The sequence below is a fragment of the Glycomyces luteolus genome (assembly GCF_027622875.1).
In the GTDB taxonomy this organism is placed as follows: domain Bacteria; phylum Actinomycetota; class Actinomycetes; order Mycobacteriales; family Micromonosporaceae; genus Glycomyces; species Glycomyces luteolus.
Window position 1 is genome coordinate 77,883 of record NZ_JAPZVP010000001.1, and the last position, 25,995, is coordinate 103,877.

29 protein-coding genes are annotated in these 25,995 nt (G+C 69.6%); 12 read left to right on the top strand and 17 right to left on the bottom strand.

What is annotated here, in order from left to right; all coding sequences use genetic code 11:
- Window positions 1–336 precede the first annotated feature (336 nt).
- From bioA to bioD, 3 genes are all read left to right on the top strand, one after another.
- Window positions 337–1,659: an adenosylmethionine--8-amino-7-oxononanoate transaminase gene (gene bioA, locus O1R50_RS00325; RefSeq protein WP_270107826.1), complete on the top strand. Its 1,323-nt coding sequence runs from the start codon at window positions 337–339 to the stop codon at window positions 1,657–1,659.
- Window positions 1,656–2,774 (top strand): aminotransferase class I/II-fold pyridoxal phosphate-dependent enzyme, encoded by a 1,119-nt coding sequence (locus O1R50_RS00330; protein ID WP_270107827.1) that lies wholly within the window; start codon window positions 1,656–1,658, stop codon window positions 2,772–2,774. Before bioA ends, O1R50_RS00330 begins: the two co-directional genes overlap by 4 nt.
- Before the next feature lie 862 nt (window positions 2,775–3,636).
- A complete protein-coding gene (gene bioD / locus O1R50_RS00335; RefSeq protein ID WP_408612562.1) occupies window positions 3,637–4,290 on the top strand; it encodes a dethiobiotin synthase in 654 nt (217 codons plus the stop codon).
- Between the two features lie 233 nt (window positions 4,291–4,523).
- Here bioD and O1R50_RS00340 read toward each other — a convergent pair whose 3' ends face one another.
- Both O1R50_RS00340 and O1R50_RS00345 read right to left on the bottom strand, forming a co-directional pair.
- On the bottom strand, window positions 4,524–5,015 hold the full coding sequence (locus tag O1R50_RS00340; RefSeq protein ID WP_270107829.1) for an NUDIX domain-containing protein: 492 nt from the start codon (window positions 5,013–5,015) through the stop codon (window positions 4,524–4,526).
- A 40-nt stretch (window positions 5,016–5,055) separates the two neighbouring features.
- A complete protein-coding gene (locus tag O1R50_RS00345; RefSeq protein WP_270107830.1) occupies window positions 5,056–6,180 on the bottom strand; it encodes a cytochrome P450 in 1,125 nt (374 codons plus the stop codon).
- Between the two features lie 153 nt (window positions 6,181–6,333).
- Here O1R50_RS00345 and O1R50_RS00350 point away from each other — a divergent pair, with 153 nt between their 5' ends.
- Together O1R50_RS00350 and O1R50_RS00355 are read left to right on the top strand one after the other, a co-directional pair.
- Window positions 6,334–7,689, top strand: a complete 1,356-nt coding sequence (locus tag O1R50_RS00350) for a flavin-containing monooxygenase (RefSeq protein WP_270107831.1) — start codon at window positions 6,334–6,336, stop codon at window positions 7,687–7,689.
- Window positions 7,686–8,318 (top strand): alpha/beta fold hydrolase, encoded by a 633-nt coding sequence (locus O1R50_RS00355; RefSeq protein ID WP_270107832.1) that lies wholly within the window; start codon window positions 7,686–7,688, stop codon window positions 8,316–8,318. Before O1R50_RS00350 ends, O1R50_RS00355 begins: the two co-directional genes overlap by 4 nt.
- A 111-nt stretch (window positions 8,319–8,429) precedes the next feature.
- Here the strand turns inward: O1R50_RS00355 and O1R50_RS00360 are convergent, their stop codons facing one another.
- The gene (locus tag O1R50_RS00360; protein WP_270107833.1) at window positions 8,430–8,939 is read right to left on the bottom strand and encodes a DUF308 domain-containing protein; all 510 of its coding nucleotides are present in this window, start codon (window positions 8,937–8,939) and stop codon (window positions 8,430–8,432) included.
- Entirely contained in the window at window positions 8,932–9,702 is a 771-nt protein-coding gene (locus tag O1R50_RS00365) for an alpha/beta hydrolase (RefSeq protein ID WP_270107834.1), read from the bottom strand. Before O1R50_RS00365 ends, O1R50_RS00360 begins: the two co-directional genes overlap by 8 nt.
- 225 nt (window positions 9,703–9,927) lie before the next feature.
- Here O1R50_RS00365 and O1R50_RS00370 point away from each other — a divergent pair, with 225 nt between their 5' ends.
- Window positions 9,928–10,602 (top strand): lysophospholipid acyltransferase family protein, encoded by a 675-nt coding sequence (locus O1R50_RS00370; protein WP_270107835.1) that lies wholly within the window; start codon window positions 9,928–9,930, stop codon window positions 10,600–10,602.
- 175 nt (window positions 10,603–10,777) lie between these two features.
- On the opposite strand, the gene O1R50_RS00375 is transcribed toward O1R50_RS00370, so the two are convergent.
- Window positions 10,778–11,425: a Crp/Fnr family transcriptional regulator gene (locus O1R50_RS00375; RefSeq protein WP_133884518.1), complete on the bottom strand. Its 648-nt coding sequence runs from the start codon at window positions 11,423–11,425 to the stop codon at window positions 10,778–10,780.
- Between the two features lie 370 nt (window positions 11,426–11,795).
- Here O1R50_RS00375 and O1R50_RS00380 point away from each other — a divergent pair, with 370 nt between their 5' ends.
- Window positions 11,796–12,350 (top strand): polyadenylate-specific 3'-exoribonuclease AS, encoded by a 555-nt coding sequence (locus tag O1R50_RS00380; RefSeq protein ID WP_270107837.1) that lies wholly within the window; start codon window positions 11,796–11,798, stop codon window positions 12,348–12,350.
- 109 nt (window positions 12,351–12,459) lie between these two features.
- Window positions 12,460–13,485, top strand: coding sequence for a 6-phosphofructokinase (locus tag O1R50_RS00385; protein WP_270107838.1), 1,026 nt, complete (start codon window positions 12,460–12,462; stop codon window positions 13,483–13,485).
- Here O1R50_RS00385 and O1R50_RS00390 read toward each other — a convergent pair.
- The gene (locus tag O1R50_RS00390) at window positions 13,452–13,859 is read right to left on the bottom strand and encodes a hypothetical protein (protein ID WP_270107840.1); all 408 of its coding nucleotides are present in this window, start codon (window positions 13,857–13,859) and stop codon (window positions 13,452–13,454) included. The genes O1R50_RS00385 and O1R50_RS00390 overlap by 34 nt on opposite strands.
- Window positions 13,860–13,976: 117 nt before the next feature.
- Window positions 13,977–14,381 carry a hypothetical protein gene (locus O1R50_RS00395; protein ID WP_270107841.1) on the bottom strand — a complete coding sequence of 135 codons (405 nt, stop codon included), beginning with the start codon at window positions 14,379–14,381 and terminating at the stop codon, window positions 13,977–13,979.
- Between the two features lie 213 nt (window positions 14,382–14,594).
- On the opposite strand from O1R50_RS00395, the gene O1R50_RS00400 reads away from it, so the two are divergent.
- Window positions 14,595–15,356 (top strand): hypothetical protein, encoded by a 762-nt coding sequence (locus tag O1R50_RS00400; protein ID WP_270107842.1) that lies wholly within the window; start codon window positions 14,595–14,597, stop codon window positions 15,354–15,356.
- Between the two features lie 5 nt (window positions 15,357–15,361).
- On the opposite strand, the gene O1R50_RS00405 is transcribed toward O1R50_RS00400, so the two are convergent.
- The 3 genes from O1R50_RS00405 to O1R50_RS00415 form a co-directional block, all read right to left on the bottom strand.
- Window positions 15,362–15,958 (bottom strand): hypothetical protein, encoded by a 597-nt coding sequence (locus O1R50_RS00405; protein ID WP_270107843.1) that lies wholly within the window; start codon window positions 15,956–15,958, stop codon window positions 15,362–15,364.
- Between the two features lie 190 nt (window positions 15,959–16,148).
- Window positions 16,149–16,997 carry a bifunctional 5,10-methylenetetrahydrofolate dehydrogenase/5,10-methenyltetrahydrofolate cyclohydrolase gene (locus O1R50_RS00410; protein ID WP_270107844.1) on the bottom strand — a complete coding sequence of 283 codons (849 nt, stop codon included), beginning with the start codon at window positions 16,995–16,997 and terminating at the stop codon, window positions 16,149–16,151.
- Entirely contained in the window at window positions 16,994–17,617 is a 624-nt protein-coding gene (locus tag O1R50_RS00415) for a cyclodeaminase/cyclohydrolase family protein (RefSeq protein ID WP_205323992.1), read from the bottom strand. The genes O1R50_RS00410 and O1R50_RS00415 overlap by 4 nt, the downstream gene beginning before the upstream one ends.
- Before the next feature lie 169 nt (window positions 17,618–17,786).
- Between O1R50_RS00415 and O1R50_RS00420 the strand changes: the two genes are divergently transcribed.
- Window positions 17,787–19,148 carry a class II 3-deoxy-7-phosphoheptulonate synthase gene (locus tag O1R50_RS00420; protein WP_408612563.1) on the top strand — a complete coding sequence of 454 codons (1,362 nt, stop codon included), beginning with the start codon at window positions 17,787–17,789 and terminating at the stop codon, window positions 19,146–19,148.
- A gap of 38 nt (window positions 19,149–19,186) precedes the next feature.
- A complete protein-coding gene (locus tag O1R50_RS00425; RefSeq protein WP_270107846.1) occupies window positions 19,187–20,218 on the top strand; it encodes an LLM class flavin-dependent oxidoreductase in 1,032 nt (343 codons plus the stop codon).
- On the opposite strand, the gene O1R50_RS00430 is transcribed toward O1R50_RS00425, so the two are convergent.
- The 6 genes from O1R50_RS00430 to O1R50_RS00455 all read right to left on the bottom strand — a co-directional run bounded on the left by O1R50_RS00430 (window position 20,166) and on the right by O1R50_RS00455 (window position 24,376).
- Entirely contained in the window at window positions 20,166–20,753 is a 588-nt protein-coding gene (locus tag O1R50_RS00430; RefSeq protein ID WP_270107847.1) for a hypothetical protein, read from the bottom strand. The genes O1R50_RS00425 and O1R50_RS00430 overlap by 53 nt on opposite strands.
- A gap of 65 nt (window positions 20,754–20,818) precedes the next feature.
- Window positions 20,819–21,310 (bottom strand): hypothetical protein, encoded by a 492-nt coding sequence (locus O1R50_RS00435; RefSeq protein ID WP_270107848.1) that lies wholly within the window; start codon window positions 21,308–21,310, stop codon window positions 20,819–20,821.
- Between the two features lie 4 nt (window positions 21,311–21,314).
- On the bottom strand, window positions 21,315–21,827 hold the full coding sequence (locus O1R50_RS00440; protein ID WP_270107849.1) for a hypothetical protein: 513 nt from the start codon (window positions 21,825–21,827) through the stop codon (window positions 21,315–21,317).
- A gap of 198 nt (window positions 21,828–22,025) precedes the next feature.
- Complete coding sequence (locus tag O1R50_RS00445) at window positions 22,026–22,556, bottom strand: hypothetical protein (RefSeq protein ID WP_270107850.1); 531 nt, start codon at window positions 22,554–22,556, stop codon at window positions 22,026–22,028.
- A 428-nt stretch (window positions 22,557–22,984) separates the two neighbouring features.
- Entirely contained in the window at window positions 22,985–23,878 is an 894-nt protein-coding gene (locus tag O1R50_RS00450) for a TIGR01777 family oxidoreductase (RefSeq protein WP_270107851.1), read from the bottom strand.
- Window positions 23,879–23,887: 9 nt separating this feature from the next.
- Window positions 23,888–24,376 (bottom strand): RrF2 family transcriptional regulator, encoded by a 489-nt coding sequence (locus tag O1R50_RS00455; protein WP_270107852.1) that lies wholly within the window; start codon window positions 24,374–24,376, stop codon window positions 23,888–23,890.
- A 131-nt stretch (window positions 24,377–24,507) separates the two neighbouring features.
- Between O1R50_RS00455 and O1R50_RS00460 the strand changes: the two genes are divergently transcribed.
- Entirely contained in the window at window positions 24,508–24,999 is a 492-nt protein-coding gene (locus O1R50_RS00460; protein ID WP_270107853.1) for a cupin domain-containing protein, read from the top strand.
- A gap of 74 nt (window positions 25,000–25,073) precedes the next feature.
- On the opposite strand, the gene O1R50_RS00465 is transcribed toward O1R50_RS00460, so the two are convergent.
- Entirely contained in the window at window positions 25,074–25,982 is a 909-nt protein-coding gene (locus O1R50_RS00465) for an acyltransferase domain-containing protein (protein WP_270107854.1), read from the bottom strand.
- Window positions 25,983–25,995: the final 13 nt, after the last annotated feature.

The following is a 25,995-nucleotide window of genomic DNA, read 5'->3' on the forward strand; positions in this document are numbered from 1 at the left end:
CCCTGGAGTGCAGTGATACCTGAAGGGCGGTAAGTGACAATCCTCCGCGATTGCCGCAAGTGTCACTAGTCTGCCCGTGGCGCATGTGGTTGTCAAGCGTCCCACTGTGTTCAAAGTGTAAAAACCCGGACGGAGCCGGAGGGTCCGTTATGACCGCCCAAAACTACGCCCCGTGCCTCAAGAGGACGGCGGCGGCCTCGGTTCGATAACGGTGGAGTCAAGAGGATCGCCCGGCGGCACCGCCGAAAGGGAAACGATCGCGCGCCCCTTCCCCGCCGAACCGCCCCGGCGGTATCCTCCAATACGCCTTGTAGGAACCATCTAGGGAGTCGAGCGATGACCGCCAGCGCCGAATGGACCGCCCGCGACGCGTCGACCGTGTGGCACCCCTTCACGCAGCACACCCAATGGACCGGCGACCGGCCCGTCGTCGTCGACCGCGCCGAAGGCCCCTGGCTCATCGACGTCGACGGCCGCCGCTACCTCGACGGCGTCTCCTCACTGTGGACCACCACCCTCGGGCACGGCCACCCCGACATCAACGCCGCCATCACCGCCCAGCTCGCGAAGCTCGACCACTCCACGTTCCTCGGCACCACCCACACCCCCGGCATCGAACTCTCCGAAGTCCTCGTGGACTCGGCCCCCAAGGGAGACGGACCGCCGCTGACCAAGGTCTTCTACGCGGGCGACGGCTCCTCGGCGGTCGAGGCCGCCCTCAAGATCGCCTACCAGTACTCGACCCAGACCGGCCGCTCCCGCCCCAAGTTCGTCCGCCTCGACCAGGCCTACCACGGCGACACCCTCGGCGCCGTCGCCGTCGGCGGCCACGACCTCTTCCACCAGGCCTACAAGCCCCTGCTGCTCGACACCATCGGCGTGGCCTCACCGGGCAACCGCGCCAACGGGAGCGACCGCGAAGCCGTCGCCATCGCCGAACTGCACGCCGCCATGAACGACCAGGGCGACCAGGTGTGCGCGATCATCGTCGAGCCGATGATCCAGGGCGCGGCCGGGATGCTCGACTACGGCCCCGAGTTCCTGCGCACCGCAAGGGAACTCGCCGACGCCAACGGCGCCCTCCTCATCTTCGACGAGGTCGCGACCGGTTTCGGCCGCACCGGCGAGATGTGGGCCGCCGAGCACGCCGGCGTCGTCCCCGACCTCCTCACCTGCGGTAAAGGCATCACCGGCGGGTACCTGCCGCTCTCGGCGGTGCTCGCCGCCGAACACGTCTACGAGGCCTTCCTGACCCGCCCCGGCGACACCGCCCCGCGCACCTTCTTCCACGGCCACACCTACACCGCGAACCCGCTGTGCTGCGCCGCGGCGCTGGCGAACCTGCGGGTGATGGGGGAGCAGGACGTGATCGGCCAGGCCGCCAGACTCGGCGAACGGCTCGCGAAACTGCTGGAACCATTGGGCGCCAAGGAAGGCGTGCTCGAGATCCGCCAGCTGGGGACGATGATCGGCGTCGAGGTCGCCTCTGTCGGTGAGCGCACGGGTTTCGCGGTCTGCCAGGCCGCGCGCGAACGGGGCGTGTGGCTGCGCCCGCTCGGCGACACCGTGGTCCTGATGCCGCCGCTGAACCTCGGCGAAGCCGAGACCGACCTGCTCGTGGACGCCCTCACCGAAGCGGTCGACGAGGTCCTCGCATGAGCGACGCAGTGCTCGCCGACACCGCCGACCTGTGGAACCGCCTGGGCCGCAAAGCGGACCTCCGCGCCAAAGCCGGGCTCACCCGCACGGTCCGGACCCGCACCGACGCGATCGACCTCGCCGGCAACGACTACCTCGGGCTCTCCCGCCACCCCGCCGTCCTGGCCGCTGCGGCCGCCGCGCTCACCGAGCACGGACTCGGCGCCAGCGGCTCGCGCCTCGTGCGCGGCACGACCGAGATCCACGAGGCCTTCGAAACCGACTTCGCCCGCCACACCGGCACCGAGACCGCCGTCCTCTACTCCTCCGGCTACATGGCCAACCTCGGCGCCGTCGCCGCACTCGCCGGCCCGGTCCTGCTCGACGCCCACGCCCACGCGTCGCTCCACGACGCGGCCCGCCTGGCCGGGCGGCCCTCGGAAACCTTCGCGCACAACGACCTCGACGACCTCGAACGCCAGCTGAGGGAAGTTCGGCCCTCGCTCGTCGCCGTCGAGTCGGTCTACTCCGTCCTCGGCGACGCGGCGCCGCTGCGCGAGATCCACGCACTCACGAGTGCGCACGGCGCATTGCTGCTCGTCGACGAGGCCCACGCGATCGGCACGATCGGCGACGCCGGATCGGGCGGCGTGCCTGCGGCCGGACTCGCCGGAGACCCGGGAGTCGTGCTGACGGCGACGCTCTCGAAAGCGCTCGGCGCGGCCGGGGGAGTGATCGCCGGACCGGCGGTCCTCCGGCGGCACCTCCACGACACGGGCCGCACCTTCATCTTCGACACAGCGCCACCGCCCGCAGTGGTGTCGGGTGCGAGCGCGGCCCTGGCGGTCGCACGCGAATCCGACGCGGCGAGGGCTGAGCTCGCACGCCGGGCCACGCTGGCGGCCGAGGCGCTGGAGATGCCGGTCCCGGCGGCGGGAGTGCTATCGCCCCCGGCCGGCGACGCCCACGCGGCGACGGCTTGGGCCGCCAGATGCGCCGAAGAAGGTGTGGCGGTCGGCTGCTTCCGTCCCCCATCCACACCGGATCATCGCTCACGCTTGCGGATCACGATCAATACAGGTGTGCCTGCGGAGGATTTCGACCGGGCGATCGCGGTGGTGCGGAAGACTCGCTAGTCCATGAGCCCAATACGGTTCGCTCGAGGACGGAGTCCCCTTCCCGGTGCGGTGTCCGGCCGGCGGGAGGCGCTGGCTGGTGCTCCTTTCTGCGTCGGGGCAGGCGCCCGTATTAGGCGTGGCTGCCGGGTGGGAGTGCGGCTGATCGGCGTGCACACGGTTGCCGCCCTCGCTTGGGCGGTCCTTGCCGCTACGTTCACCAACGTGGCCTGGTGATGTCCGGACTCCCGCTATGGTCGGCGTTGCATCCATCTGGACATGATGCGCCTCGTTCAGGACACTCGCGGTCCGGTCGAGGTGATTCCGACCGATCCGTCTCCCACCCAAGGACCCCCAAGAGAAGGGGGTCGGTTCGCTGCGGGACCCGATAGCACCCAGGGGCGAGACCCCCGCTCCAGTCAATAGGGGCGGTGTGCTCGGAACCGTCAGGTCAGCCGGTCGGCCATAGGCTTGGCGTAGTCTGCTTGCACCTACCAGACTCCTGTACGGATTCCCTACCCTTGTGCGTACCTCAATGATCCGCCAAACGGAACGACCGGCAACACCCATACGGGGATAGAACCTTCACGTTCCGCATCGAACCGCTTGCACCGCAACGCAACCCGGCCGCCCCGCCCCCGCGGTCGGGAGCGTCGCCCGTCCAGGCCCGCGATACAACCCTCCCGAAGGGTCCGACAGCGCCGCCACGCGCGGTCAGCCGCACGAACCCGAAAGCCGGGCGCCTGGCCCCGCATCCCCCGATCCGCTCGCGCCGTCGCTGAGCGGTTTGAGCGCCAGCCGCCCGAGACCGGAGCGCCCGGCCGATCGGTGGGCGGTCGGCGTCCCCCACTATGTTGTCGGGGTGATCGCCTTCGAAGGACCCGTGCTCGTCACCGGCACCGACACCGGGGTCGGCAAGACCGTCGCCACTGCAGCGCTGGCGGCGTTCCTCATGCGGCAGGGCCGCAGTGTCGAGGTCGTCAAGATCGCGCAGACCGGCGACGACGATGACGCCGCCGAGGTCACCCGGCTTTCGGGCGCCCCGGCCCGGGCGCTCGCCTCGTACCCGGATCCGTTGGCGCCCTTCGCCGCAGCGCGCCGCAGCGGCCTTCCGATGCTCGAACTGCACGACGTCGCCGAGACGGTCCTCGAAGCGAAATCCGAAGTCGTCCTCCTCGAAGGCGCCGGTGGCCTGCTCGTGCAGCTCGGCGCCGGCGGCTGGACCGCCCGTGACCTGGCCGTCGAGCTCGGCTGCCCCGCTGTCGTCGTCGCGCGCGCCGGACTCGGCACGCTCAACCACACCGCCCTCACACTGGAGGCGCTGGCGCGGCGCGGCATCGAAGCGTCCGTCCTCATCGGATCGTGGCCGCTCGAGCCGGGCCTCGCCGAGCACGAGAACCTGAAGGACCTCCCCGGCCGCCGCCTCGGCTGGATCCCCGCCGACGCCGCCGGGCTCGACCCCGAGGTCTTCCGCCTCAGCGCCTCCGAATGGTTCGACCTCGAAGGCGACCTCCGCCGCTTCGGCACCGACGCCTAACGCAAACCGCCCGGCCGCCCGGCATTCCGCCCGCGGCGCGGTTCCCCCTGCCCGCGTGACGGACCCGGTCCGTCACAGTCATGGCGCTCGCTCCCACCAGCCTTGACGCCACGCAGTACCTTGGCAGCGAACCGGCCCAATAGGTGCCGAATCAGTGCGATGCGGGCGCCTCTACCCCCGGCGCCCGCATCGCACCAAAGCCGTCGCCCCGAGCGCCAGCCCGGCGGGCCACGCTAAGCGGGCACGCCGAGCCCGGCCCCGCGCCGCGCCTCGAACCTCGGAATGGCGAGGCCCAGCAGGAAGTCCAGCCCCCAGTCGATGCCCGACGCCTCGACCGGCCTGAACTCGCACCGCATCCGGATCCCGTCGTCCTCGTCGCCCGTCTCGGCCACCGTGTGGTCCCACGCGTCCCGCGGGTCCTCCGTGACCATCCACGAGTACGTGGTCACCTGGTAGTCGTGGTCGCGCCAGTCCGGCACCGCCATCAGCTTGCTGCCCAGCACCTCCCCGAACACGAGGCCGCGCACGCCGGTCTCCTCGACCGCCTCGCGCATCGCCGTCTCGCCCGGCGTCTCCCCGGGCCGCGCCCCGCCGCCGGGCACTTGCACCCCGGCCTCCGGCTGGTCCCGGTGCAGCATCACGAGCACCTCGAGGCCGGGCCGTTCGGGCAGGTCGCGGAGGACGTAAGCGGTCCCGCGTTGGCGGAACTCCAGGAATTCAGGCATCCCGACAGCTTGGCAAGCGCATGCGCCGCACCGCAAGGCGTTAAACGGCCAACCGCACCACCAGCGGACTCGGCATCCGGAACGACAGATTCGGCTCGCTCACCGGGGCGGCCGCCACCCGGAGCCGGGGGAGCAGCGGCGCGAACTCCGCCACCACCACCTCGGCCTCCATCCGCGACAACTGGCTCCCCAAGCAGCGGTGCGCCCCCGCCCCGAACGCCAAGTGCCGCCGCGAACCCCGCTGCCCCGGCACCATCCTCATAGGGCACTCGGCCACGTCCTCATCCGTGCCCGCGGCCCCCAGCCACACCAGCACCGACTCGCCCGCGCGCACCTCCAGACCGCCGAGCTCCGTGTCCCGCTTCGCGACCCGCCGCCACGACGTGATCGGCGGCAGCAGCCGCAGGCCCTCCTCCACGATCGCCGCCGGCGCCGACTCCAGCAGCCCCGGCTCCTCGATCAGGCGGTGCAGCAGCAGCGTCAGGAACTGCGACGTCGTCTCCTGACCCGCCACCAGCAGGAAGAACAGTGCCGCCGTCGCCGCGTCCTCGCCGTACTCGTCCAAGAGCTCCCGTGTCGCACCCGTCGACCCGGCCGTCCAACCCCGCAGCAGCGCATGGAAAGGCCCCACCACCCCGGCCAGCTCGCGCTGGCGTTCCACGGTGGGGTCGCCCCAGAACAGCTCGAGCGCGGCACGGCTGAAGTGCTTGACCTCCAAGGTCGCCTCGACCTCCAGGCCGAGGAGCCGCGCCAGCGCCGCCAGCGGGATCTCCGACGAGACGGCCGCGTCGACGTCCACGGTCTCGCCCGTCCGCAGCCGCCAGGCGACCTGGGCCGCGGTCCGGCGGGTGAGACCGGTCAGCCAGGGGCGCAGCGCCTCCACGTTCGCGGGCGCGAAGACCGCACCGAAGGCCGCGCGGATCCGCTCGTGCGATTCGGTGTCGTTGTTCGCGAGGGTCGCGGGCAGCCGGAACCGGTGCCGCGTCAGCTCCCGCAGGGCGTCAACGGGGATCGGGGTGACCGCGTCGAGCGCGTTCGCGGCCGAGAACCGTTCGCGGTCGGCCAGCACCTGCCTGGCGAGACGGTGCGAGGACACCACCACCTGGCCGTCGCGGCGGAGGACCGGGGCGTCGGGGCGGGGATGTTTCCACAGCTCGAAGAGCACGCGCGCAGCCTACCTCCCCCGAAAGTACGAGTCCCGTTCACGGTAATCTGCTCTCAGTCTTTCGGCGCCCCGCATCCAGTCCCGCCCCGGCGGGCACCCCGCGGGGCCGCCGTCCGGCACCTGACTGCATGCCCACCGTAAGGAGCCAGTCCTTTGCAGGAGTACTCCTCCCAGGCCGCCTACGACCGCGGCGAGGCCGTCTGCGTGATCGGCGCCGGAGCGTCCGGCCTCATCGCTGTCAAGAACCTCCGCGAGAACGGCTTCGAAGTGGACTGCTACGAGCGCGACACCGTGCTCGGCGGCCTGTGGAACCCGCAGAACCAGCACAGCCCGCTCTACCCCAACACCCACCTCGTGACCTCCCGGTCCCAGACCGAGATCCCCGACTTCCCGATGCCCGACGACTGGCCGGACTACCCGTCCGCGGCCCAGATGCTCGAGTACCTGACCTCGTACGCGAAGCACTTCGGGCTCTCCGAGCACATCTGGTACGGCTCCGAGATCTCCCATCTCGAAACGGTCGAAGGCGCCCGCTTCGAGGTCGTCGTCAAACCCGCCGCCGGGAGCGCCGCCCGCCGCCTGCGCTACGGCGCGGTCATCATCGCGACCGGCCACCACTGGGCCCCGAACCTGCCCTCCTACCCGGGCCTCGACGACTTCCGCGGCACCGTGATGCACTCCTCGCAGCTCAAGGACCCGTCTCGCCTGCGCGGCAAGCACGTCCTGGTCATCGGCGGCGGCAACTCCGGCGTCGACATCGCCTGCGAGGCCGCCGTGAACGCCGCCAGCTGCGTCCACTCCGTGCGCCGCGGCTCCTGGCACCTGCCGAAATACCTCGGCGGTGAACCCTCCGACTACGCGCTCGCGCGGCTCGCCTCACGCCCGAAGCTCCTGCGGCGCTTCCTCACTGACCGCATCCTCAAGGGCCCCAAGCGACTCGCCCAGCGCATGGGCATCGAGACGCCCGGCCACGGCCCCGGTGACGAAGAGCCGGTGCGCAACGGCCGCTACCTCGAGCACGTCGGCGACGGCTCCATCAAGCGCCGCGGCGAGGTCGCCCGCTTCGACGGATACGACGTCGCGTTCGCCGACGGCACCGAGATCCGCCCCGACCTCGTCGTCCTCGCCACCGGCTACCAGCCGAAGATCGCCTGCGTCGCACCCGAACTGCTCGGCGGCACCCGCGACCAGCCCGCCCCGAAGCTGTTCGCGCGCATGTTCTCCCCGAAGGCGCAGACCCTGGCCGTCGCCGGGCTCGTCGAACCCGGTGTCGGCGTGCTGCCGATCGTCCACTGGCAGACCCACGCGATCGCGCGCTGGCTCCAGGTCCGCAAGAGCGACCCCGAACGCGCCGAGAGCTTCAAGCTGCAGGTCAACGCCGAATCCAGCCACAACGCGGTGAGTGCGGCCGACGATTCCCCGCGCCGTCGGCTCGTCGTGGACGCCGAGGAGTACCTGGCCAGCCTGGGCCGCATCATCGACACCCTCGAACAGGAGCCCGCCAAATGAGCCTCACCGCCTGGATCCGGCGCGCCCGCACCCCCGAGCCGGTGCCGGTCCGGCGCGAGATCGCCGTCTTCGAGCCCGCCGACCTCTTCGACATCGAGATCAAGGACAACCCCGAGACGAACCCGGTGCTGTGCTGCACCGGCGACTCGGCCGGAGCGGCGGCTTTCAATGCCTTGTGGCTCAAGCGAATCGCTTCGTCGGGCAGGTACGCGGCGGCCGTGAGCGTCCGCGGCCAGGGCGGCACGCCCGCCGCCGACGGCGGGCCGGAGGCCCGCGCCCACGACGTGGTGCAGGCCGCGGTCACCGTACCCCGGCAGACAGTCCTCATCGGACACGGCGAGGGCGCGGCCTGGGCCGCGCTCGCCGCTGGACGCTACCCCGCGGCGGGCCTGGTGCTCGTGTCGCCGCAGCGCTTCCCGAAGCAGCTGCCGAAACCGGTGGGCGAGCCGCCGATCCTGCTGGTGGTGAGCGAATCCGAAACGCAGTCGAAGGAGGTCCAGGCGGTCGCCGACGAGTACGGCATCACACCGCTGACCTTCGCGGGCGCCCCCGACGACGTGTTCAAAGGCGCGCCGGCCGAAGGACTCCTCGACGCGGTCCTCTCCTGGCTCGACGCGCAGAAGCGGTGATCCCCGGCGCACGCCGAAAGCACTGCTGCGGGTTGGGTTTGGTTCCCCGGTTTTCCACGGTAGCGGGGCGAACCTGAAGGGGAGCTGAAGAGCGGTCCGGTCGGCCGTGCCTCAGACGACCGCGCCGTCGTCGGTGTCGTCCGGTTCCTTGTCGGGGCGCAGTCGGCTGATGAGCAGCCACACGCCGATCAGGAACCCTACGAACCCGACCAGGCGCCCCGGGGTCGTCCCCAGCGGCGCGATGCTCGGATTCACCAGCAGCGCGATGCCGCCGATGATGAGCAGCACCCCGCCGATCGCCGGCAGGCTCGGCCACGGCACGGGCGGCGGCTCCGGCGGCTCGTAGTCGTCCTCGTCGTCGTCCGGCAGTTCCGCGTCCCACAAATCCAGCAGCGTCGGCTCGTCGTCCGACGACGTGACCGGAGGCGTCATCGGCACCACCTCCGTCGGGTGCTCCTCGGCGTCGAGCCCCTTCACGAGCCCGGTCCCGGTGTCCCCCAAGCCCTTGATGAGCTCGTTGAAACGCCGGTCGACGTCCTCGGGACGCAGCTCCGGACGTCCGTCCTTCTGCTCGCCGCTGTCGGGCTCGCCGTTGCCCTCCTGCTCACTGCGGTCAGTCATGGACACCTCGGGTCTTGACCAGCTGCCGGTTCATGAACTCGACACTCCCGGAGAAGATCGTCTCAGCGTCGTAGTCGAGCGTCGCCACATGGAAGCTCCGCGGCAGCACCGTCGACTCGACTTCCTTCGAACGTACGCCCGCCCGGATCACCGCACTGTTCCGCGGACTCACGACATGGTCCTCCGCGCTCGTGAAGATCCGCAGCGGCACCGTCACCCGCGCCAGCTCGGGCCGCGTCACCTGCCACAACCGCCGCAGCGACGCATAGGCCGCCACCGGCGTCCGCGACGTCGTCTTCTCCCGCACATCCGGCTTGTTCACGTCGGAGCCGATCGACGACACGCTCGGCATCACGTACCGCAGCATCGGCGCCAGGAACCCCTGCGGCTTGTCGTCGAAGATCGCCGGATTCACCAGCACCAGCCCCGACAGGTCGGCACCGCGCTGCTCCGCCAGCCGCAGACACAGCGACCCGCCCATCGACAGACCGCCCGCGAACACTGGACGGCCCAGTGCCATCGCCTCGTCCAGCGCTTCCTCGAGCCGCCGGTACCACTGCTGCCACGTCGCCTTCGCCAGCACCTGCCACGTGTCGCCATGGCCCGGCAGCAGCGGCGAGACCACGTTGAAGCCCTCGTCCCGCAGGTACTCGCCCCACGGGCGCATGCTCGCTGGATCGGAGGTGAAGCCGTGGCACAGCACCATCGTGGCCTTGGCGTCGGAGCCGAGGTCGAACGTGAACTCCTCGGAATCGTTCGTCACGTCGCCTCCCGGGTCGCTGAATGACGGGTCGCGGGGAATCGGCAGGGCTCATGCACGGCCCGCCGGTCGAACCGGCGGCCGGGCGGTCCCGTTTCGCGCCGCTTGCCCATTCTCGCACGCGTCCGCCGACCGCCGCCACCGCGCGGGAGCACCCCACCGCACCCATTCCCGCCCCGAGAGCCTTCGATTCGAAGCGGATCGACCGGTACCGATACCCTTGAACGCGTGATCTACTGGGTGCTGAAGGCGACGCTGGGCTCGCTGCTGTGGGTCGTCTACCGGCCACAGGTCGAAGGGCTCGAACACGTGCCCGAGGACGGCCCGGCGATCCTGGCCTCCAACCACCTCGCCGTCACCGACTCCTTCTTCATGCCACTCGTGGTCAAACGCCGGGTCACGTTCATCGCGAAAGAGGAGTACTTCACCGGTACCGGCTTCAAAGGCTGGTTCGTACGCACCTTCATGAACGCCGTCGGCGCCATCCCCGTCGACCGGGCCGGCGGCGACGCCGCCAGCGCCTCGCTCGACACCGGCAAGCGCGTCCTCTCTGAAGGCCGCCTCTTCGGCATCTACCCCGAGGGCACCCGCTCGCCCGACGGCCGCCTCTACCGCGGCAAGACCGGCGTCGCCCGCCTCGCGCTCCAGACCGGATCCCCGGTCGTGCCCGTCGCCATGCTCAACACCGGTGAGCTGCAGCCGATCGGGCGGCGCATCCCGCGCATCGGCCGCGTCAAGATCAGGTTCGGGCCCTCGCTCGACTTCAACCGCTACCGCGATCTCGTGGGGGACCGCTTCATCGAACGCGCCGTCACCGACGAGGTCATGGACGCGCTCAGGGCGCTCTCGGGCCAGGACTACGTCGACGAGTACGCCGCGAAGTTCAAGGACAAGGGAAAGTAACCGGGCCCGGCAGCCCTTCACCGCGCTGCTTTTTCGGCTCCGCCACCGAGCTTCTTATTCCGCCACGGTGCTTCCTGTTCGGCTTCCGCCCCTGTATTTCCTGTTCGGCTCGGCCCATGTGCTTCTTATTCGGCTCCGCCCCTGTATTTCCTATTCGGCTCCGCCCCTGTATTTCCTATTCGGCTCCGCCGAAGCCTGCCCGCCGCCGAAGCGCAGGCAGATCCACCACGACGATCTTGCGGCCCTCTGTACGCAGCCAGCCCCGGTTCGCGAAGATCCCGATCGCCTGGTTCACGCTCTGACGCGAACCCCCGGCCATCTCCGCCAACTGCGTCTGGTTCAACTCGATCGTCGTCATCGGCGACGAGTGCTGCTCCGCGAGCCGCACCAGCGTCTTCGCCACCCGACCCGGCAGATCCAGGAACACGTGGTCGGAGGACTGCTCCGTCAACCGCCGCACGATCATGCCCATCGACCGCAGTACCGCGTCGAGCATCTTCGGGTTCCCGTGCACCAGTTCGAGGAACGACGACCGCGCCAGTGCCAGCGCCGACGTGTCCTCGAGCGCCTCCGCACTGGCCGACCGGGGCGATCCGTCCAGCAGGGAGACCTCGCCGAGCACCTCGGGGGCGCGGGCTACGTGGAGCATTGCGCGCTCGCCGGTGGCCGCCGTCCGGAAGACGCTCACCGCACCCGACCGGATCATGATGAGCGATTCGCCCGGCTCGCCTTCGAAGAACAGGAGGTGCCCACGCCGGTAGTGGCGTTGTACCGCCACCCCGGCGATCTGCCGCCGTGCCTGCGGGTCGAGGCCGGCGAACATGGCGACGCCTGCAAGCGGGTCTTCAGATGGGCTCACACCCATGTTTCTCCCCCTTCGGTGGGTCCCGGGTCCGCGGGTTCCCTCCGATGATCGCTGTCTTTTCCGTCGTTGTACAGAGCCCAGTGTCGGAAACTTCACGCTCCGTTGGGTCGTGTGTCCAGACGGCGCACTTGTCACTCGACCGAGTGTACGATCAACTCTACGTGCTTTCGCGTTGATTGTCCGGTATCACGTGGCTCGCGTGCCGGACGCGAGGTCAGATTCGGGCTGCCTGATCGTATGGCGTAGCGTCGACTCCAGTCCGGCGACATACGGGTGCGGCTCAAGAACGGCCGAAACGACCGCTCGAGATCATACGAAAGGCCGATGCGTGGCGTACCGCTACTTCTACGACACCGAGTTCATCGAGGACGGTCGCACGATCGACCTGGTCTCGATCGCCGTCGTCGACGAGCAAGGACGCGAGTACTACGCCGTGTCGACCGAGTTCGACCCGTCCCGCGCCATCGACTGGGTACGCCGCAACGTCCTCGACAAGCTCCCCCCGCCGGCGAGCTCCCTGTGGAAGGACCGCGCCACGATCCGCGACGAGCTCTACGAGTTCCTCGTCGCCCCGGTGCGCCGCAAATCCGGCTCGCACCCGGGGGAGCGCATCGAGCTCTGGGCCTGGATCGGCGCGTACGACCACGTCGTGCTCGCGCAGCTGTGGGGCACGATGCCCGACCTGCCGCGGGCGCTGCCGCGCATGACCAAGGACCTGCGCCAGCGCTGGGAGGACCTCGGCCGCCCCGAACTGCCGACCACGCCCGACGCCGACATGCACGACGCCCTCACCGACGCGAAGCTCAACCTCGCCCGCTGGAAGGCGCTCGAATCGTTCCGCGCCCAGCGCGCCGCGTACGGCCCGGTCGAATCCCACCACTAGACCGACCTGCCGAACCCCTGGTCGCCGACCCATGGTCCCGATATAGGCTGGGCGTGTTTCGGCAATGGGGCCGCCCAGTTAACAGTCCTCACTCCAGGGAGTAAGACACATGCGCATTGGCGTGCTCACCGGCGGCGGTGACTGCCCCGGTCTCAACGCGGTCATTCGTGCCGCGGTCCGCAAGGGCAGCAAGGAATACGGCCACGAGTTCGTGGGCTTCCGCTACGGCTGGCGGGGCCCGATCGAGGGCATCACCCAGCCCCTGGACTGGGACTCGGTCGAGAACATCCTCGACCAGGGCGGCACGATCCTCCACTCCTCGCGCACCAACCCTTACAAGATCGAGGGCGGCGTCGAGGCCATCAAGAAGAACATGGCCGCGCTGGGCGTCGACGCGCTCATCGCGATCGGCGGCGAGGACACCCTGGGTGTCGCCACGAAGCTGACCGCCGACGGCGTCAACTGCGTCGGCGTGCCGAAGACGATCGACAACGACCTCTCGGGCACCGACTACACCTTCGGCTTCGACACCGCGGTGAACATCGCGACCGAGGCCATCGACCGCCTGTGGACGACCGCCGACTCGCACGACCGCTGCATCGTCGTCGAGATCATGGGCCGCCACGCCGGCTGGATGACGCTCCACGCGGGCATCGCCGGCGGCGCGAACGTGACCCTCATTCCCGAGGTCGCCTTCGACATCGAGAAGGTCGCGAACTTCGTCAAGGAGCGCAAGGAGGCCGGCAAGGCCACCATCGTCGCCGTCTCCGAGGGCGCGCACGCCCAGGAGGGCATGGTCCTCAAGGACGGCGAGGTCGACGCGTTCGGCCACGTCAAGCTCGGCGGCGTCGGCGACTGGGTCGCCAAGGAGATCAAGGAGCGCGCGGACATCGAGACTCGCGCGATCATCCTCGGCCACCTGCAGCGCGGCGGCACCCCGACCGCGTTCGACCGCGTGCTCGCCACCCGTCTGGGCCTCGAGGCCGCCGCGGCCGTCAACGAGGGCGACTTCGGCAAGATGATGGCGCTCCAGGGCACCAACGTCGTGCGCATCCCGATCAACGAAGGCACCGACGTGCTCAAGACCGTTCCGGTCGAGCGCTATGCCGACGCCGAGGTGTTCTTCGGCGTGTAGCCGACGGGCACTCCGACAGCGGTGTCGTCGGTTGGGTTAGGGCCCCCGGCTTTCCACAGTAGTTGGGAAAACCTGAAGGGGAGCTGAAGCCGGACCGGCCGTAAAGCACTCTCATAGCGCAACCACGGGCACGCCCGGTCGTTAGACCAGGTGTGCCCGTGGCTTATCTGGAGGAAATCGGCGAGATCCCGCATCTCGCCGATTTCACGTATCACAAGACCCTGCCGGACATCGACTTCGAGTCGATCCCCGTTCCGGGTCTCGACGCCGACTTCTACCGGCGCCCGGTCGGCGGCCGGACGCTCAGTGTCGGCGTGTACCGCTTCGGCGGGGCCGAGACGCACCGGGCCTGGGGCTGGGTCGGCGAGGAGCACTGCTCCTGGCACGCTTACCGGAACCCTGTCACCGGCGGGTTCGACGGCCCCTTCCGAGGCTGCCCCGAGCTCCGACTGCTGCGCGAAGGCGGTCGGCTCTCAGGTTTCGCGCTCGGCTCAGGCGGCCTCGCCCGGCAGTTCTTCCTGAGCCGCGGCTTCGGCGGCCCGGGCCCGCTCTTGACGGGTCACGCTGCGGGTGTAGACGATCGCGGCGGTCGTGACCGCGAGGCCGAGGAACAGGCCGCTGCCGGCGAACAGTGCCGAGGCGCTCGGTGAGAAGCCCAGGACCGCCACGGGCAGCTGCACGAAGGCGATCAGGCCGGCCAGCAGCCATTTGCTGCGTCCCTTGCCCCAGAGCAGCGCCGTCCAGATCGGAGCGACCACAATGGCGAGGATCGCGATGTCGATTGCCCAGTGCACCAACGGGTTCTGTACCCTGTCATGCTGGAACGCCATCGCCGGACTCGAGATCGAGACGATCATGGCGGCGGCGGTCGCCACGAATGCGAGACGACGTGTCATACGCAACCTCCTCTGCGTAGGAAGCCTTAACGCTACGTCCGGTAACCGTTCGTGTCTGTCGGGTATCCGCCACTTGGAGTTATTTTCCGAGGCCACAGGCCTGAACTCAGGAGGCGGTGGCCGAGGGGGGTGCGACGCGGCGCGGTTTGGGGGAGGACGGCCTTGCCGCGCCGCCATACAGTGCTCGTGAATCGACAGTGGGAGGAACCTGTGGTGGGTCAGGTCGGCCAAAGCGGCACCGGCTGGGCGGGCGCCGCGATCGAGTCCGCGAGCGGGCTCGATCCGGCGGCCGAACGCGAGGCCCGCGCGGCGCTCGCGGGCTGGCAGCAGTTCGCCCGCAAGTACCGGCTGGCGTTCCGCGCCGAACTCCAGTCCGAGGACCTCGGCGGCGAGACCGCGGAAGTGCTGGACTCCCTCGGACGCCTGGGCATCCCGGTCGCGCGGGTGCGCGGGTGGATGTACGGGGCGTGGGGCGGCCGGCCGAGCTTCGGGTTCAGCGCGCTCGACGCGACCGCGGCGGGCTCGATCTACCAGCTGCGGTGCAACGCGATGCGGCTGCGGCGCCTCGGGCCCGACGTGGTGCAGCACCGGCTCCTCGACGGCGATGCCTCCATGGCCGGGAACTGGCATCCGAACCGGGCGCGCTACACGACGCTCGTCCTGCCCGATCTGCCGCGCCCGCAAGCGCGCCCGCGCGGCCGCATCGGGCGGTTCACCGCCGATGCGCTGGACCGGTTCTTCCGGCCGGTGCCCCGGCAGCTCCACACCGACGACCCGGCGTACGCGGCGAAGGTGGCCGCGACCGCGGAAGCCGCGGGCCTGGATCTGTTCCGCTGGTCGTGGGCCGCGAAGGACGGCTGGCTCGCGGTGTGGAAGAGCGACGGCAACGGCGCCGACACCCACCTCCAGCGCGCCCGCTTCATGGATTTCCTTCCGGCCCTCGCCGACTGCCTCGACAAGGCGGCGCTCGGCTGAGGCCGCTATTCGCGGCGGTTCCAGAGGACCACGGTCAGTTCGGCTTCGGCCGCCTCGCCGACCCATTCGAGTGCGGTGAGCGAGACTCCGGCGAGTGCGCCGGAGGTGGTGATGAGGCACCCGTGCCCGGTCGGCGGGGCGTCGGGGTCGACCTCCATCCCGAATGACGTTTCGCCGCTGGTCGCGGAGGCGCAGCCGCCGGGTTCGAGGTCTTCGCCGAGCGCCGCGGTCCCGGAGGCGCTGATGGGGCTGTAGAGGTAGCCGGTCTGCCAGGTGCCGCACGAGTACCAGATGAGGTCCGCCCATTCGGCGGGGGCGCTGTCGCCGTGGAAGGCGTCGCTCTCGCCCTGCTCGTCCAGGTCTACGTGCCGGTCCCAGCAGTCGTCCCCTTGGAAGGTCGCGGGCAGCCGGACGGTATAGGCGTCGGACTCCTGCCAGGTGCCGTCCCCGCCCCCGTCGGCTTCCGGGGAGGCGCTCTGCTCGGCGCCGGAGCCGTCCGCGGGGCCTTGGCTCCGCCAGATCAGGATGGTGACCAGGACGCCGGCCACGGCCGCGATGGCGCTCACGGCGGCCCAGAAGTTCTTCGCGGAGGAGTCGTTCATGGGCAGAGTTTATCGAGGTCAGGGCGTTGACCAGGGCATCGATCGGCTCGTCGGCTTCCGGCGTTTCCGGGCAATTCCCATGAAGATCGCGATCGGGAACGCACGTTGTCGGGAAACCGACAGTTCCCGAGGCGGCGAAACGGCCGACCGCCCATCATGGGCGATCGGCCGTTCGAAGTCCTCGTGACGGTCAGCCGTGGGTCTTCGTCAGTTCAGCGGCGATGACCGTGTGGCGCAGCAGGATCGCCGTGGTCACCGGTCCGACGCCTCGCGGCACCGGGGTCAGTCTTCCGGCGATCGGGGCGACCGACGCGTAGTCGACGTCGCCGACCAGGCCGCCGTCCGCGGTCGGGTTGGTGCCCACGTCGATCACCGTGGCGCCGGGCTTCACGAAGTCCGCGTTGATCATTCCGGCGCGGCCCACGGCCGCGACCAGCACGTCGGCTTCGCGGCAGACCGCCGCCAGCTCCTTGGTGCGCGAGTGGCACACCGTCACCGTCGCCGACTCGTTCAGCAGCAGCAGCGCCGCGGGCTTGCCCACCACGGTGGACCGGCCGACCACGACTGCCTTCGCGCCATCGAGGACCAGGTCCTCGCGCTTGAGCAGCTCCAGCACCGCCGCGGCCGTCGCCGGAGGGAACGTCCGCAGGCCCGCGGCCAACCGGCCGAGGCTCTCCGAGTTCGCGCCGTCGACGTCCTTGTACGGGCTGATGTATCCGCCCACCTGCGAGAGCGTCACGCCCTCCGGCAGCGGCGTCTGGCAGATGACGCCGTGCACCGCGGGATCCGCGGAGAGCTCCTGCAGCTTCGCGACGATCTCGTCCCTGCCGGGGTCCTTGAGGTGCTCGATCCTGCAGTCGATGCCCTCTTTCTCGGCGGCCTTCCCGATCGAGCGCACGTACCAGGCCGTGCCCTCGTCGTCAGTCGGCACCACGACCGCCAGCGTCGGCACGATGCCCTCCTCGCGCAGCCGCGCCGCGTCGGCGGCGACCTCCGCGCGCAGTGCCGCGGCGACCGCGCGCCCGTCGATGTCACTCATGCCCGAATCCTCTTCGCCACGATCTGCATGATCGCCTCAGCCTGCACCTTCGCCTGGAGCGCCTCGTTGAGCGTGCTCGCGAGCCGCTCCCGCTCGGCCGGGTCCTTGATCGCGACCACGTTGATGTCCACGTTCAGCGCCGCCGACTCCAGTGCCGACTTCGCCGCCGACGCCGCCACTGCCACATCCGAGACCACGTTCGGGTTCGAACCCTCCAGGATCCGTCCCGACAGCTTGATCACCTCGGCCGACACCCGCGCCACCGCGAGCGGCACCGCCGCCGCCTCGACCAGGCCCGCCTGGATCGCCGCGGTCCGCGCCGCCTTCTCCTCATCCGAGGACTTCGGCAGCTTGTAAGCGGCGACGACGCCCGAGAAGGCCTCCGCGTCGTCCTCGGCGAGCTGCAGCGCCTCCAGCCGCAGCCGCTCGGCCTCGGCCAGGGCCTCCCGCATCACCGCCTCGTGTTCGGCGAACTTCGGCTTGCCGATGGTCAGGTTGCACACCATGGACACCAGGGCGGCGGCCATGGCCGCGCTCATCCCCGCCGCCGCGCCGCCGCCAGGCGCCGGAAGCTCCGAAGCGAGATCGGTCAGCCAGTCTTCAATAGTCGTCTTGCGCACCCGGCCAGCCTAGACGCGACCCCAAAGGTGGGATGTCTTCGCCGGTCCCGGTGTGTCGCGCCGCCCGCCCCGCGCCTGTGAGGGTTCACCCATTGAGACACGCAAATCAGCGTGGTCCCCTCGCCCCGCCGCCACGTACCATTACCGCGTGAACCGCCAATGGCATGATCTGCGAAACCCTGGCCTCGTTCCCGTCGTCGCCGACGCGGAGGAAGCCGAGCGCTATCAGCTCGACGCCTGGCGGAACCTGCCCCGCGAGCAGGTTCCCCCCTGGGACGACTACGCCGAGGTCGAAGACGTGGCCGGTGTGCTCGCCGGGGTCCCGCCGATCGTCGCGCCCTACGAGGTCGAGCACCTCCGCGAGCTCCTCGCCGAGGTCTGCGAAGGCCGCGCCTTCCTCATGCAGGGCGGCGACTGCGCCGAGACGTTCATCGACAACACCGAGCACCACGTGCTCGCCAACATGCGCACGCTCCTGCAGATGGCGGTCGTGCTCACCTACGGCGCCTCGCTCCCGGTCGTCAAGGTCGGCCGCGTCGCCGGCCAGTACTCGAAGCCGCGCTCGGCCGCGCTCGACTCGCTCGGCCTGCCCGTCTACCGCGGCGACATGTTCAACTCGCTCGAAGCGACCGAAGAGGCCCGCGTCTGCGACCCGCAGCGGATGATCCGCGCCTACGCGAACTCCGCCGCCACCATGAACATGCTCCGCGCCTACCTGCGCGGCGGCCTCGCCGACCTCATGGCCGTGCACGACTGGAACAAGGACTTCGTCCGCACCTCCCCGGCCGGCGAGCGCTACGAGGCTATCGGCCGCGAGATCGACCGCGCCGTGCGCTTCATGGCCGCCTGCGGCGTCGAGGACGAGAACCTCCACACCGCCGAGGTCTTCGCCTCCCACGAGATGCTCGCCATCGAATACGACCGGGCGCTCACCCGCATCTTCAACGGCAAGGCCTACGCGCTCTCCGGCCACATGCTCTGGAACGGCGAGCGCACCCGCCAGCTCGGCGGCGCCCACATCGACTTCCTCTCCCGCGTCGCGAACCCGGTCGGCTGCAAGATCGGCCCGACCGCCACGCCCGAGGGCGTGGTAGAGATGTGCCAGAAGCTCAACCCGGACAACGCCCCCGGGAAACTCGTTGTCATCACCCGCATGGGCCACAAGAACGTCCGCACCGTCCTGCCGCCGATCGTCGAGAAGGTCCAGGCCGCCGGGTGCAAGGTCGTGTGGCAGTGCGACCCGATGCACGGCAACACCTACGAGTCCGCCTCGGGCTACAAGACCCGCGCGTTCGACCAGGTCGTAGACGAGGTCCTCGGCTTCTTCGAAGTGCACCGCCAGACCGGGACCCACCCGGGCGGCATCCACATCGAGCTCACCGGCGAGGATGTCACCGAATGCGTCGGCGGCGCCCAGGAGATCCGCGACGACCAGCTCTCCGACCGCTACGAGACCGCCTGCGACCCGCGCCTGAACACGCAGCAGTCGCTCGAGCTCGCGTTCCTCGTCGCGGAGATGCTGCGCCACTAGCGGTGCCTTCCAAGCGGTTCGGCCCATAGAGTGAGCGCATGAGCGCACACGATCTCTTCCTCCTCGGTGGAGTGTTCCCCGGCATCGCGCCGGCGGCGGCACTCCGCCGAGTCGTCTCCTATGCGCGGCAAGCGGAAGCGGCCGGACTCGACGGCGTGTGGACCGCCGAGCACCATTTCATCGAATACGGCGCGAGCCCCTCCGCGACGCTCATGGCGGCCCACCTCCTGGCCGCCACCGAACGCCTCCAGATCGGCACCGCCGTCGCGGTCCTCTCCAACCGGCACCCCGTCGCCCTCGGGGAGGAGGCCGCCACCCTTGACGCTTTGGCACCCGGACGCTTCCGCCTCGGCGTCGGCCGCGGCGGGCCCTGGATCGACCTCGACGTGTTCGGCTCCAGCCTCGACCGCTACGAACGCGGCTTCGAAGAAGGACTCGGGCTCCTCACGCGCTGGCTCTCCGGCGACACCGAAGTCGCCCACGCGGGCGAGTTCTTCGACGTCCTGCCCGTGCGCGTCATGCCCCCAGGCACCGGACGGCCCGTCTGGGTCGCCGCCACCGGCGAAGGCACCGCCCGACTCGCCGGACGGCTCGGCCTCCCGCTCCTGCTCGGCATGCACGCCCCCGACGAGGACCACGTCGCGCTCCTCGAGGCCTGGCGGCGCGAAGCCGAAGCCGCCGGATTCGACCCGGATGCGGCCGAACACGTCTCGACCCACCTCGCGCAGATCGCCGACCGGCCCGCCATGATCGACCTGCTGCGGTCGTCACTCACCGAACTGCTCACCAGGGGCGTCGGCCAATACGTGAGCCTCAAACCGGGCCGGGGCACTCGCGACCACGCCGCCTACGTCGACTGGATGATCGAACGCCACGCGGTCGGACCCGCCGACCACGTGGCGGAGCGGCTGGCTCAGTCCGCCGAGAAGACCGGCGTCCGCCGACAGCTGCTCATGGTCGAGGGCACCGGAGACCCGAACGCGGTGGGGGACAACATCGCCGCCCTCGGCGACGTCCTCAGTAGGACCGGTACTGCGGTGCCGGAGGGCTCTGCGGCGGCAGCCCCCTGAGCGGATCCCGCCCGCGCTGGCGGAACCACTGGTTCGCCGAGCCCGTGAACAGGCAGATGAGAGTGACCAGCGGCATCGCGAGGCTGAGCAGCGTCCAGATCAACCGCGAACCGTCGGCGGGCGCACCCGCCTGGCCGGCCGTCTCGAACCCGGTGTAGATCCCGATGAAGCCGGACACGAAGGCCAGCAGCATGATCGCGATCGTCGTCACCTGCGCCCACCGGCGGCCGACGCCGATCTTGACCGCGAGCACGCCGAAGAGGACCACGAGCGCGATCGTCACGGCGATGACGACGGTGACGACCGCCGCCAGGTCCTCGAAGCCCTGAGACAGGTCGTCCTCGAACTCGAAATCGCTGAAATCCAACGCCTCCGACCAGAACAACGCGGTCAACCCGCCGCCGGCCCCGCAACAGATCAGGAACGAGAACTGCAGCCAGAGCATCACCTGGGCCGTGGTCACCGTCCCCGGCTTTCGGCGCAGCAACTCAGGAGGCAGCGGCGTCGAGGGCGGCGTGGCAGGCGGCGTGTACATGGGCAGTCCTCCGAGGGCGGGGCCACCAAGTGTAAGCAGGCCCCGCCAGGGCATCGGGGCGTGGATCAGATGGAGTCGCCCGCATCGCTGTCGTTCCGGAACCACCGATCGGCCTCCGGCGTATGGAGGTTGACCAGGGTCACGACCTGGATCGCGATCCAGGGCGCGGCGGTGCCGAGCGTGATCTCCGGGAACGGTGAGGTGAAACCGACCGCGACCGCGTATGCCGCGAGCGCCAGTGACGCGACTGTTGCGCCAGTGCGCCCCGACGGATCGCCTTCGCTTATCCGGAGCGAGAGCCACGCTGCACCGAGGGCGAGCCCGATGGTGAACACGAACAGCAGCGGCCACAGGATCCAATCGCCGACGATCATGGCCGGGACGCCGATCATGAGCACACCGAACGGGAAGAGCAGCATGATGAACGGCAGCAGGCCGCCGCAGACGAAGTAGACGAACTGGAGCCAGATCGCAGTCTTCGCGATCCGAATCGACCGGGGCTCCCCACCGCGCGGCGGCGGAACCGGGTCACCGGCGGGGCTGGATGAGGGGTCCATCGACTCAGTCTCCCGCAGAAGTCGACGAAGCGGGGACACCGCCGCTGCCGAACCAGCGTCGGCCCGCGGGCCCGAATACCTGGTACAGCAGGACCGCCTGCATGACGAGCGACGGAGCACCGGTGAAGAGAGCGATTTCGAGGAACTGCCAGCCCATCACCATCGGGTAGCTTGCCACGAGCGCGACGAGCACCACCGTTCCCACCACCACGGCCGGGTGGGCGCGACGATCCGCACAGCCGATCCAACGGTAGAGGACTGTCGCGTACGCAATCCCGCAAGCGGGAGCGACCACCAACGTCGCGAGGAAGCCGATCCCGATGTCGCCGGTGGGCACCGAGAACAGCCACACGATTGGAAAACCGAACGAGTAGATCATTATGTAGAACGGGTTGAAACCGCAGAAGAGCGAGACGACCGCCTGGGCCACTACCAGCCGCTGCGCAACTTTGATCGTCTGCGGTCGATCCGGGCCGTGTGAAGTCTCCACCGGAGGAATGCGGTCAATAGGGGCCATGATGCAAGTGCTCCTTCGAGATTGAAGTGCCTGATGTGATGCGACGCCTAAGGGTTCTGGTCGGGAATCCAACCCGCCGAGACCGGGCAGGTAGTACGCGACGGCCGCCATGAACGCGGGCCACCAGGCGAACACGGGCAACGTGCCGCAGCATGTTTGTCGGCCTCCAAGCCGCCGCGCTCTTCTGCGCAGGAACGGTCATCCGTTGAACCAGCGGCGGCCTTGCGGGCCGTAGGCGCACCGCAGAACGATTGCCTGGAGGATAAGGGACGGTGCGGCAGCGATGAGGATGATGGTTGTCAGAGCCGGTTCCCACACCATGATCGGAATGGTCAAAGCGGTGAGGCCGACCAGCACCGCTGTTCCGATGATGATCGTGGTCCGCGCTCGGCGATCCGCCTCGCCCGCCCAGCGGTTGGTGAAGCAGGCGTAAGTGAAGATCGCGGCGAAACCGATGACCCAGGCCCAGAGAATCGCGATCCCGCCGGGATCTTCATGCCAGTTGAATCGCTCGGCGGGCCAGGCGATCGCGCCGGCGAGCGGAATCCCGAATGAGCAATTCCCGGTGACCATGACCAGCGCGACCTGTACCCCGGTGAGGATCCGCACGGTGCTGATGACCTTCGGCCGCTTGGGGCGGGGAATGGGGCGAACCAGGATCGGCATCTCGGGAGCGGATGCGGCCGTTTCTGGCTGGCTGTCGGGGTCGATCGGATCTTGAGAAGGCATCGTCAGCTCCTTCCTTCGGCTTGGGCCGCCACGAGAGGGATTGCCGAGTCGCCACGGGATCCCTCGTACCCGATGGCGAGCACAGGCTGAATGGCGGCAGCCGGAGCCAATGCGAGGGCGGTGATCAAGCTGATCAGGGCGAGGGCGATCCAGATGCCGTTGAACACGAGTGTCGCCGTACGCGCCCAGCGTCGCAATTGAGCGGTGATGACCGTGCCGGGTGCGGGGCCCGGGGCAGGGGGCATAGGTTCCATGGGGGGATCCGTTCAGAAGAACTAATTGAACGTGTTCAAGATTGAACATGTTCAACTTAACTCGTGCCGGCCCCTTTGTGGAAGGGCGGGACGCTGTGAGCTGCGCCCGCCTCTTGGAGGGCACGCGGAAAAACGGCCCCGCGCATGGGCGGAGCCGTTCGGGTGGTGCGGTGATCAGGAGTTGAGGGCGTACCTCAAGGCTTCGAAGACCGTCTGGTCCTGGTACTCGTATCCGTTGGCCTGCAAGGCCCCCGGCTTGATCTTGGCACCGCGCAGCAGCTCTACTGCGGCTTCTCCGGCGACGAGTTTGACCGCCCAGCCGGGGATGATCCACGGGGTCGGGCGGTGGACCGCCGCGCCCAGTGCCTTCGTGAACTCGCGGTTCGTCGTCGGGTTCGGGCCGACCATGTTGACCGGGCCGCGCACTGATTCGTCCTCGATCGCGGTCACGGCCGCGCCCACCCAGTCGCGCAAGGAGATCCAGGGCAGGTACTGCTTGCCGCTGCCGAAGCGGCCCCCCAGGAACCACTTCCATGCGGGCACGAAACGATCGAGCAGGACGCTGTCGGGCCCCAACACATGGCCGGTTCGCAGCCTGACGACCCGTGCGCCCGCCGCTTCCGCGGGGGCCGTCGCCGACTCCCACTTGAGGCAGAGGCGCCCGAGGAAGTCGGCCGCCGCCGGGGTCGACTCGTCCACCTCGACGTCGGCGCGGTCGCCGTACCACCCCGCGGCCGAGGCGTTCACCATCGCCGGGACCTTGGCCGCCGCCACCGCTTCGGCCAGGACCTTCGTCGGGATCACGCGGCTCGCCTCGATGCGCTTCTTGAACGCGGCGTTCCAGCGCTGGCTGCCCACGTTCACGCCGCTCAGGTTCACGACGACGTCGACGCCGTCGAGGATCTGCGGGTCCAGAGGCCCCTGGTACGGGTCCCAGCGGATCTCGTTCTCCTCGTCGGGCCTGTGCCGCACCAGCCGCACGAGGTCGTGCCCTTCGCCGACGCTTTCGAGGGCTTCCATCAGGGGCTTGCCGAGATAGCCGCTCGACCCGGCGATGACGATCCGCATACCGACAGCCTATGGCCTCGGCTCGCGGTACCAGTCTTGAACCTGGGCGCGGAGTCGCGGGGCCTGCAGTTCGGCGTTCTGCTGGATCGCCGCGAGGCTCTGGGCGGCGAGGGCCCGCCGCCATTCGAGTTCGGCGCCGCGCATGGCGGTGTCGATCGCGCAGGGCGCTCGGAAGACCGAGGCGGGCTCGTCGCCCCAGACGCCGTGCTGGCGGATCTCCTTGCACTGGAACGCCTCAGCGGGACCCTCGATGGCGGTCAGGACGTCCATGAGCGTGATGTCCTTGAGGCTCTTGGCAAGACGGAAGCCGCCCTTCTTGCCCGCGGTGGAGGTGAGGATGCCGGCCTTGACGAGCGGTTGGAGCTGCTTGTTGAGGTAGGCGGGCGGGAGCCCGTATCCGGCGGCGAGCCGGGCGGTGGACACGGGCTCGTCGACGCCCATCCAGTCGAGGAGGAGGCAGCAGTGCGCGGCCCATTCGACGCCTTCGCTGATCTTCATACCTCGATCTTAGCTGTCCTGGTTCGGTGGCCTGATGAGGTTGAGGGCCGCGGTTGCGGATCTTTATCTAGACATGTAGTATCTAGATATGAGTTCCGGCGAGGGCCGGAACACTTACCGGAGGAGCACCCATGGACACCGTCCCCGCACCCGTCGTCGCCCGCGCCGCCACCGCCGAGCGGCTCGCCCACGCCCAGCACTCGGTCATGACCCTGCTCGCCGACTCCTCGCAGACCGGCGGGGCCCTCTCGGTCCATCGCTCGACCTTCCCGGACGGCGGCGACGGCGCGCCCTCGCACTTCCACACCGGCACCAGCGAATCGCTGTTCGTCATCTCGGGCAGGTTGCAGGTCCTGACCGGCGACGAGGTCATCGTCCTGGAGGCCGGGGATTTCGTGACGATCCCGCCGGGCCTGCCGCACGCGTTCGGCGCCGCCGCCGGGCACGACGCCGACGTCCTGGCCGTCTTCACTCCGGCCGCCGACCGCTTCGACTACTACCGGCTCCTTGAACGTGTCGTCGCCGGCGAAGCGGACCCGGCCGAGATTCCCGCTTCGGGCGAGCGGTACGACAACCACTATGTGGCGAGCGAGGCCTGGCAGCAGGCCCGTTCGGGGGAGTAGATGCCAACGGCCGCAACACACTCACGACGACTCTTGCGAGTCGGGCGCAGTGTGCCGCGGCCGTTGGAGTCGGTTCAGAGGCCGAGCTTGGCGAGGTTCAGGCGTCCGACGCGGCTGCGCCACGGCACCTCCGCCTTGATCCCGGCGAGCACCGAGCGCTGGAGGGTGTTGTCCTGCGGCAGCTCCTCGACCGGAGTGTCCTCGGTGCGGGCGAAGACGAAGCGCCACAGGTCGGTGCGGTTGCCGGCTGGCCCGCCCGGGCCTTCGAGGTCGAAGAGGGCGCCGAAACCGGTGATGTTCGACCGCTCGGGCAGCCAGTCGCGCAGCTGCGGGTCGAGCAGCCACGAATCGCACTTGAACACCATGTCCTCGGGGCCGTCGTAGCGCTCAGGGAAGACCGCCGGGAAGAACTCCAGGGCCCATTCGACCGAGTCGCGCACGGCGTCGAGCGTGAGCGGCCCGCCTTCGCCGCGGATGTGCATGCCCACGAACGGGTTCGGGCCCTCGCCCTCGACGCAGAACTGGAGCCGCCCGAGCTGGTAGAGCGATCCGCGCACATGCCCGGTGAACCAGTTGGCGACGTCGAGGCCGGCCCTGCCGTAGATCCGCCGGTTGAGCCGCAGCTTCTCGCCCACGTCGAGCAGCAGCCGCCGCGAGAGCTCTTCATCGACGCCGTGGTCGCGGTGGTAGGCGAGCATGTCCGGGACAGCCGCGAGCAGCGGGTACAGGCCGATCAGCGGGTGCGGCCCGGTGACTCTGGGCCACGACAGCCATTTGCGCCCGCCCATGTCGGCGGCGATGGACTGGTAGAGGCGGTCGGCAGCCAGTCGCGCAGCGGAGTCGAGCGCGCCGAGGGCCTTCACGGCGTCGTCGGCGTCCTCGGCATCGGCGCCGCACCAGTCGAGGAGGAGTTCGCGCACCTCGTCGGCGTCGGGTTCGCGGTAAGCCTTCACGGCGCCGGGGAGCGGCAGATCCTGAGTCACCGGCCTATGTCAC

Excerpts from the sequence above, each read along its gene's own strand:
- O1R50_RS00405 (WP_270107843.1), bottom strand. The coding sequence starts at position 15,958 with ATGAACGACTCCTCCGCGAAGAACTTCTGGGCCGCCGTGAGCGCCATC.
- O1R50_RS00425 (WP_270107846.1), top strand. The coding sequence starts at position 19,187 with ATGAGCGCACACGATCTCTTCCTCCTCGGTGGAGTGTTCCCCGGCATC.
- O1R50_RS00330 (WP_270107827.1), top strand. The coding sequence starts at position 1,656 with ATGAGCGACGCAGTGCTCGCCGACACCGCCGACCTGTGGAACCGCCTG.
- O1R50_RS00440 (WP_270107849.1), bottom strand. The coding sequence starts at position 21,827 with ATGGCCCCTATTGACCGCATTCCTCCGGTGGAGACTTCACACGGCCCG.
- bioA (WP_270107826.1), top strand. The coding sequence starts at position 337 with ATGACCGCCAGCGCCGAATGGACCGCCCGCGACGCGTCGACCGTGTGG.
- O1R50_RS00450 (WP_270107851.1), bottom strand. The coding sequence starts at position 23,878 with ATGCGGATCGTCATCGCCGGGTCGAGCGGCTATCTCGGCAAGCCCCTG.
- O1R50_RS00385 (WP_270107838.1), top strand. The coding sequence starts at position 12,460 with ATGCGCATTGGCGTGCTCACCGGCGGCGGTGACTGCCCCGGTCTCAAC.
- O1R50_RS00445 (WP_270107850.1), bottom strand. The coding sequence starts at position 22,556 with ATGCCTTCTCAAGATCCGATCGACCCCGACAGCCAGCCAGAAACGGCC.
- O1R50_RS00360 (WP_270107833.1), bottom strand. The coding sequence starts at position 8,939 with ATGACTGACCGCAGTGAGCAGGAGGGCAACGGCGAGCCCGACAGCGGC.
- O1R50_RS00395 (WP_270107841.1), bottom strand. The coding sequence starts at position 14,381 with ATGACACGTCGTCTCGCATTCGTGGCGACCGCCGCCGCCATGATCGTC.
- O1R50_RS00430 (WP_270107847.1), bottom strand. The coding sequence starts at position 20,753 with ATGTACACGCCGCCTGCCACGCCGCCCTCGACGCCGCTGCCTCCTGAG.
- O1R50_RS00460 (WP_270107853.1), top strand. The coding sequence starts at position 24,508 with ATGGACACCGTCCCCGCACCCGTCGTCGCCCGCGCCGCCACCGCCGAG.
- O1R50_RS00435 (WP_270107848.1), bottom strand. The coding sequence starts at position 21,310 with ATGGACCCCTCATCCAGCCCCGCCGGTGACCCGGTTCCGCCGCCGCGC.
- O1R50_RS00455 (WP_270107852.1), bottom strand. The coding sequence starts at position 24,376 with ATGAAGATCAGCGAAGGCGTCGAATGGGCCGCGCACTGCTGCCTCCTC.
- O1R50_RS00375 (WP_133884518.1), bottom strand. The coding sequence starts at position 11,425 with ATGTTCGCCGGCCTCGACCCGCAGGCACGGCGGCAGATCGCCGGGGTG.
- O1R50_RS00355 (WP_270107832.1), top strand. The coding sequence starts at position 7,686 with ATGAGCCTCACCGCCTGGATCCGGCGCGCCCGCACCCCCGAGCCGGTG.
- O1R50_RS00410 (WP_270107844.1), bottom strand. The coding sequence starts at position 16,997 with ATGAGTGACATCGACGGGCGCGCGGTCGCCGCGGCACTGCGCGCGGAG.
- O1R50_RS00340 (WP_270107829.1), bottom strand. The coding sequence starts at position 5,015 with ATGCCTGAATTCCTGGAGTTCCGCCAACGCGGGACCGCTTACGTCCTC.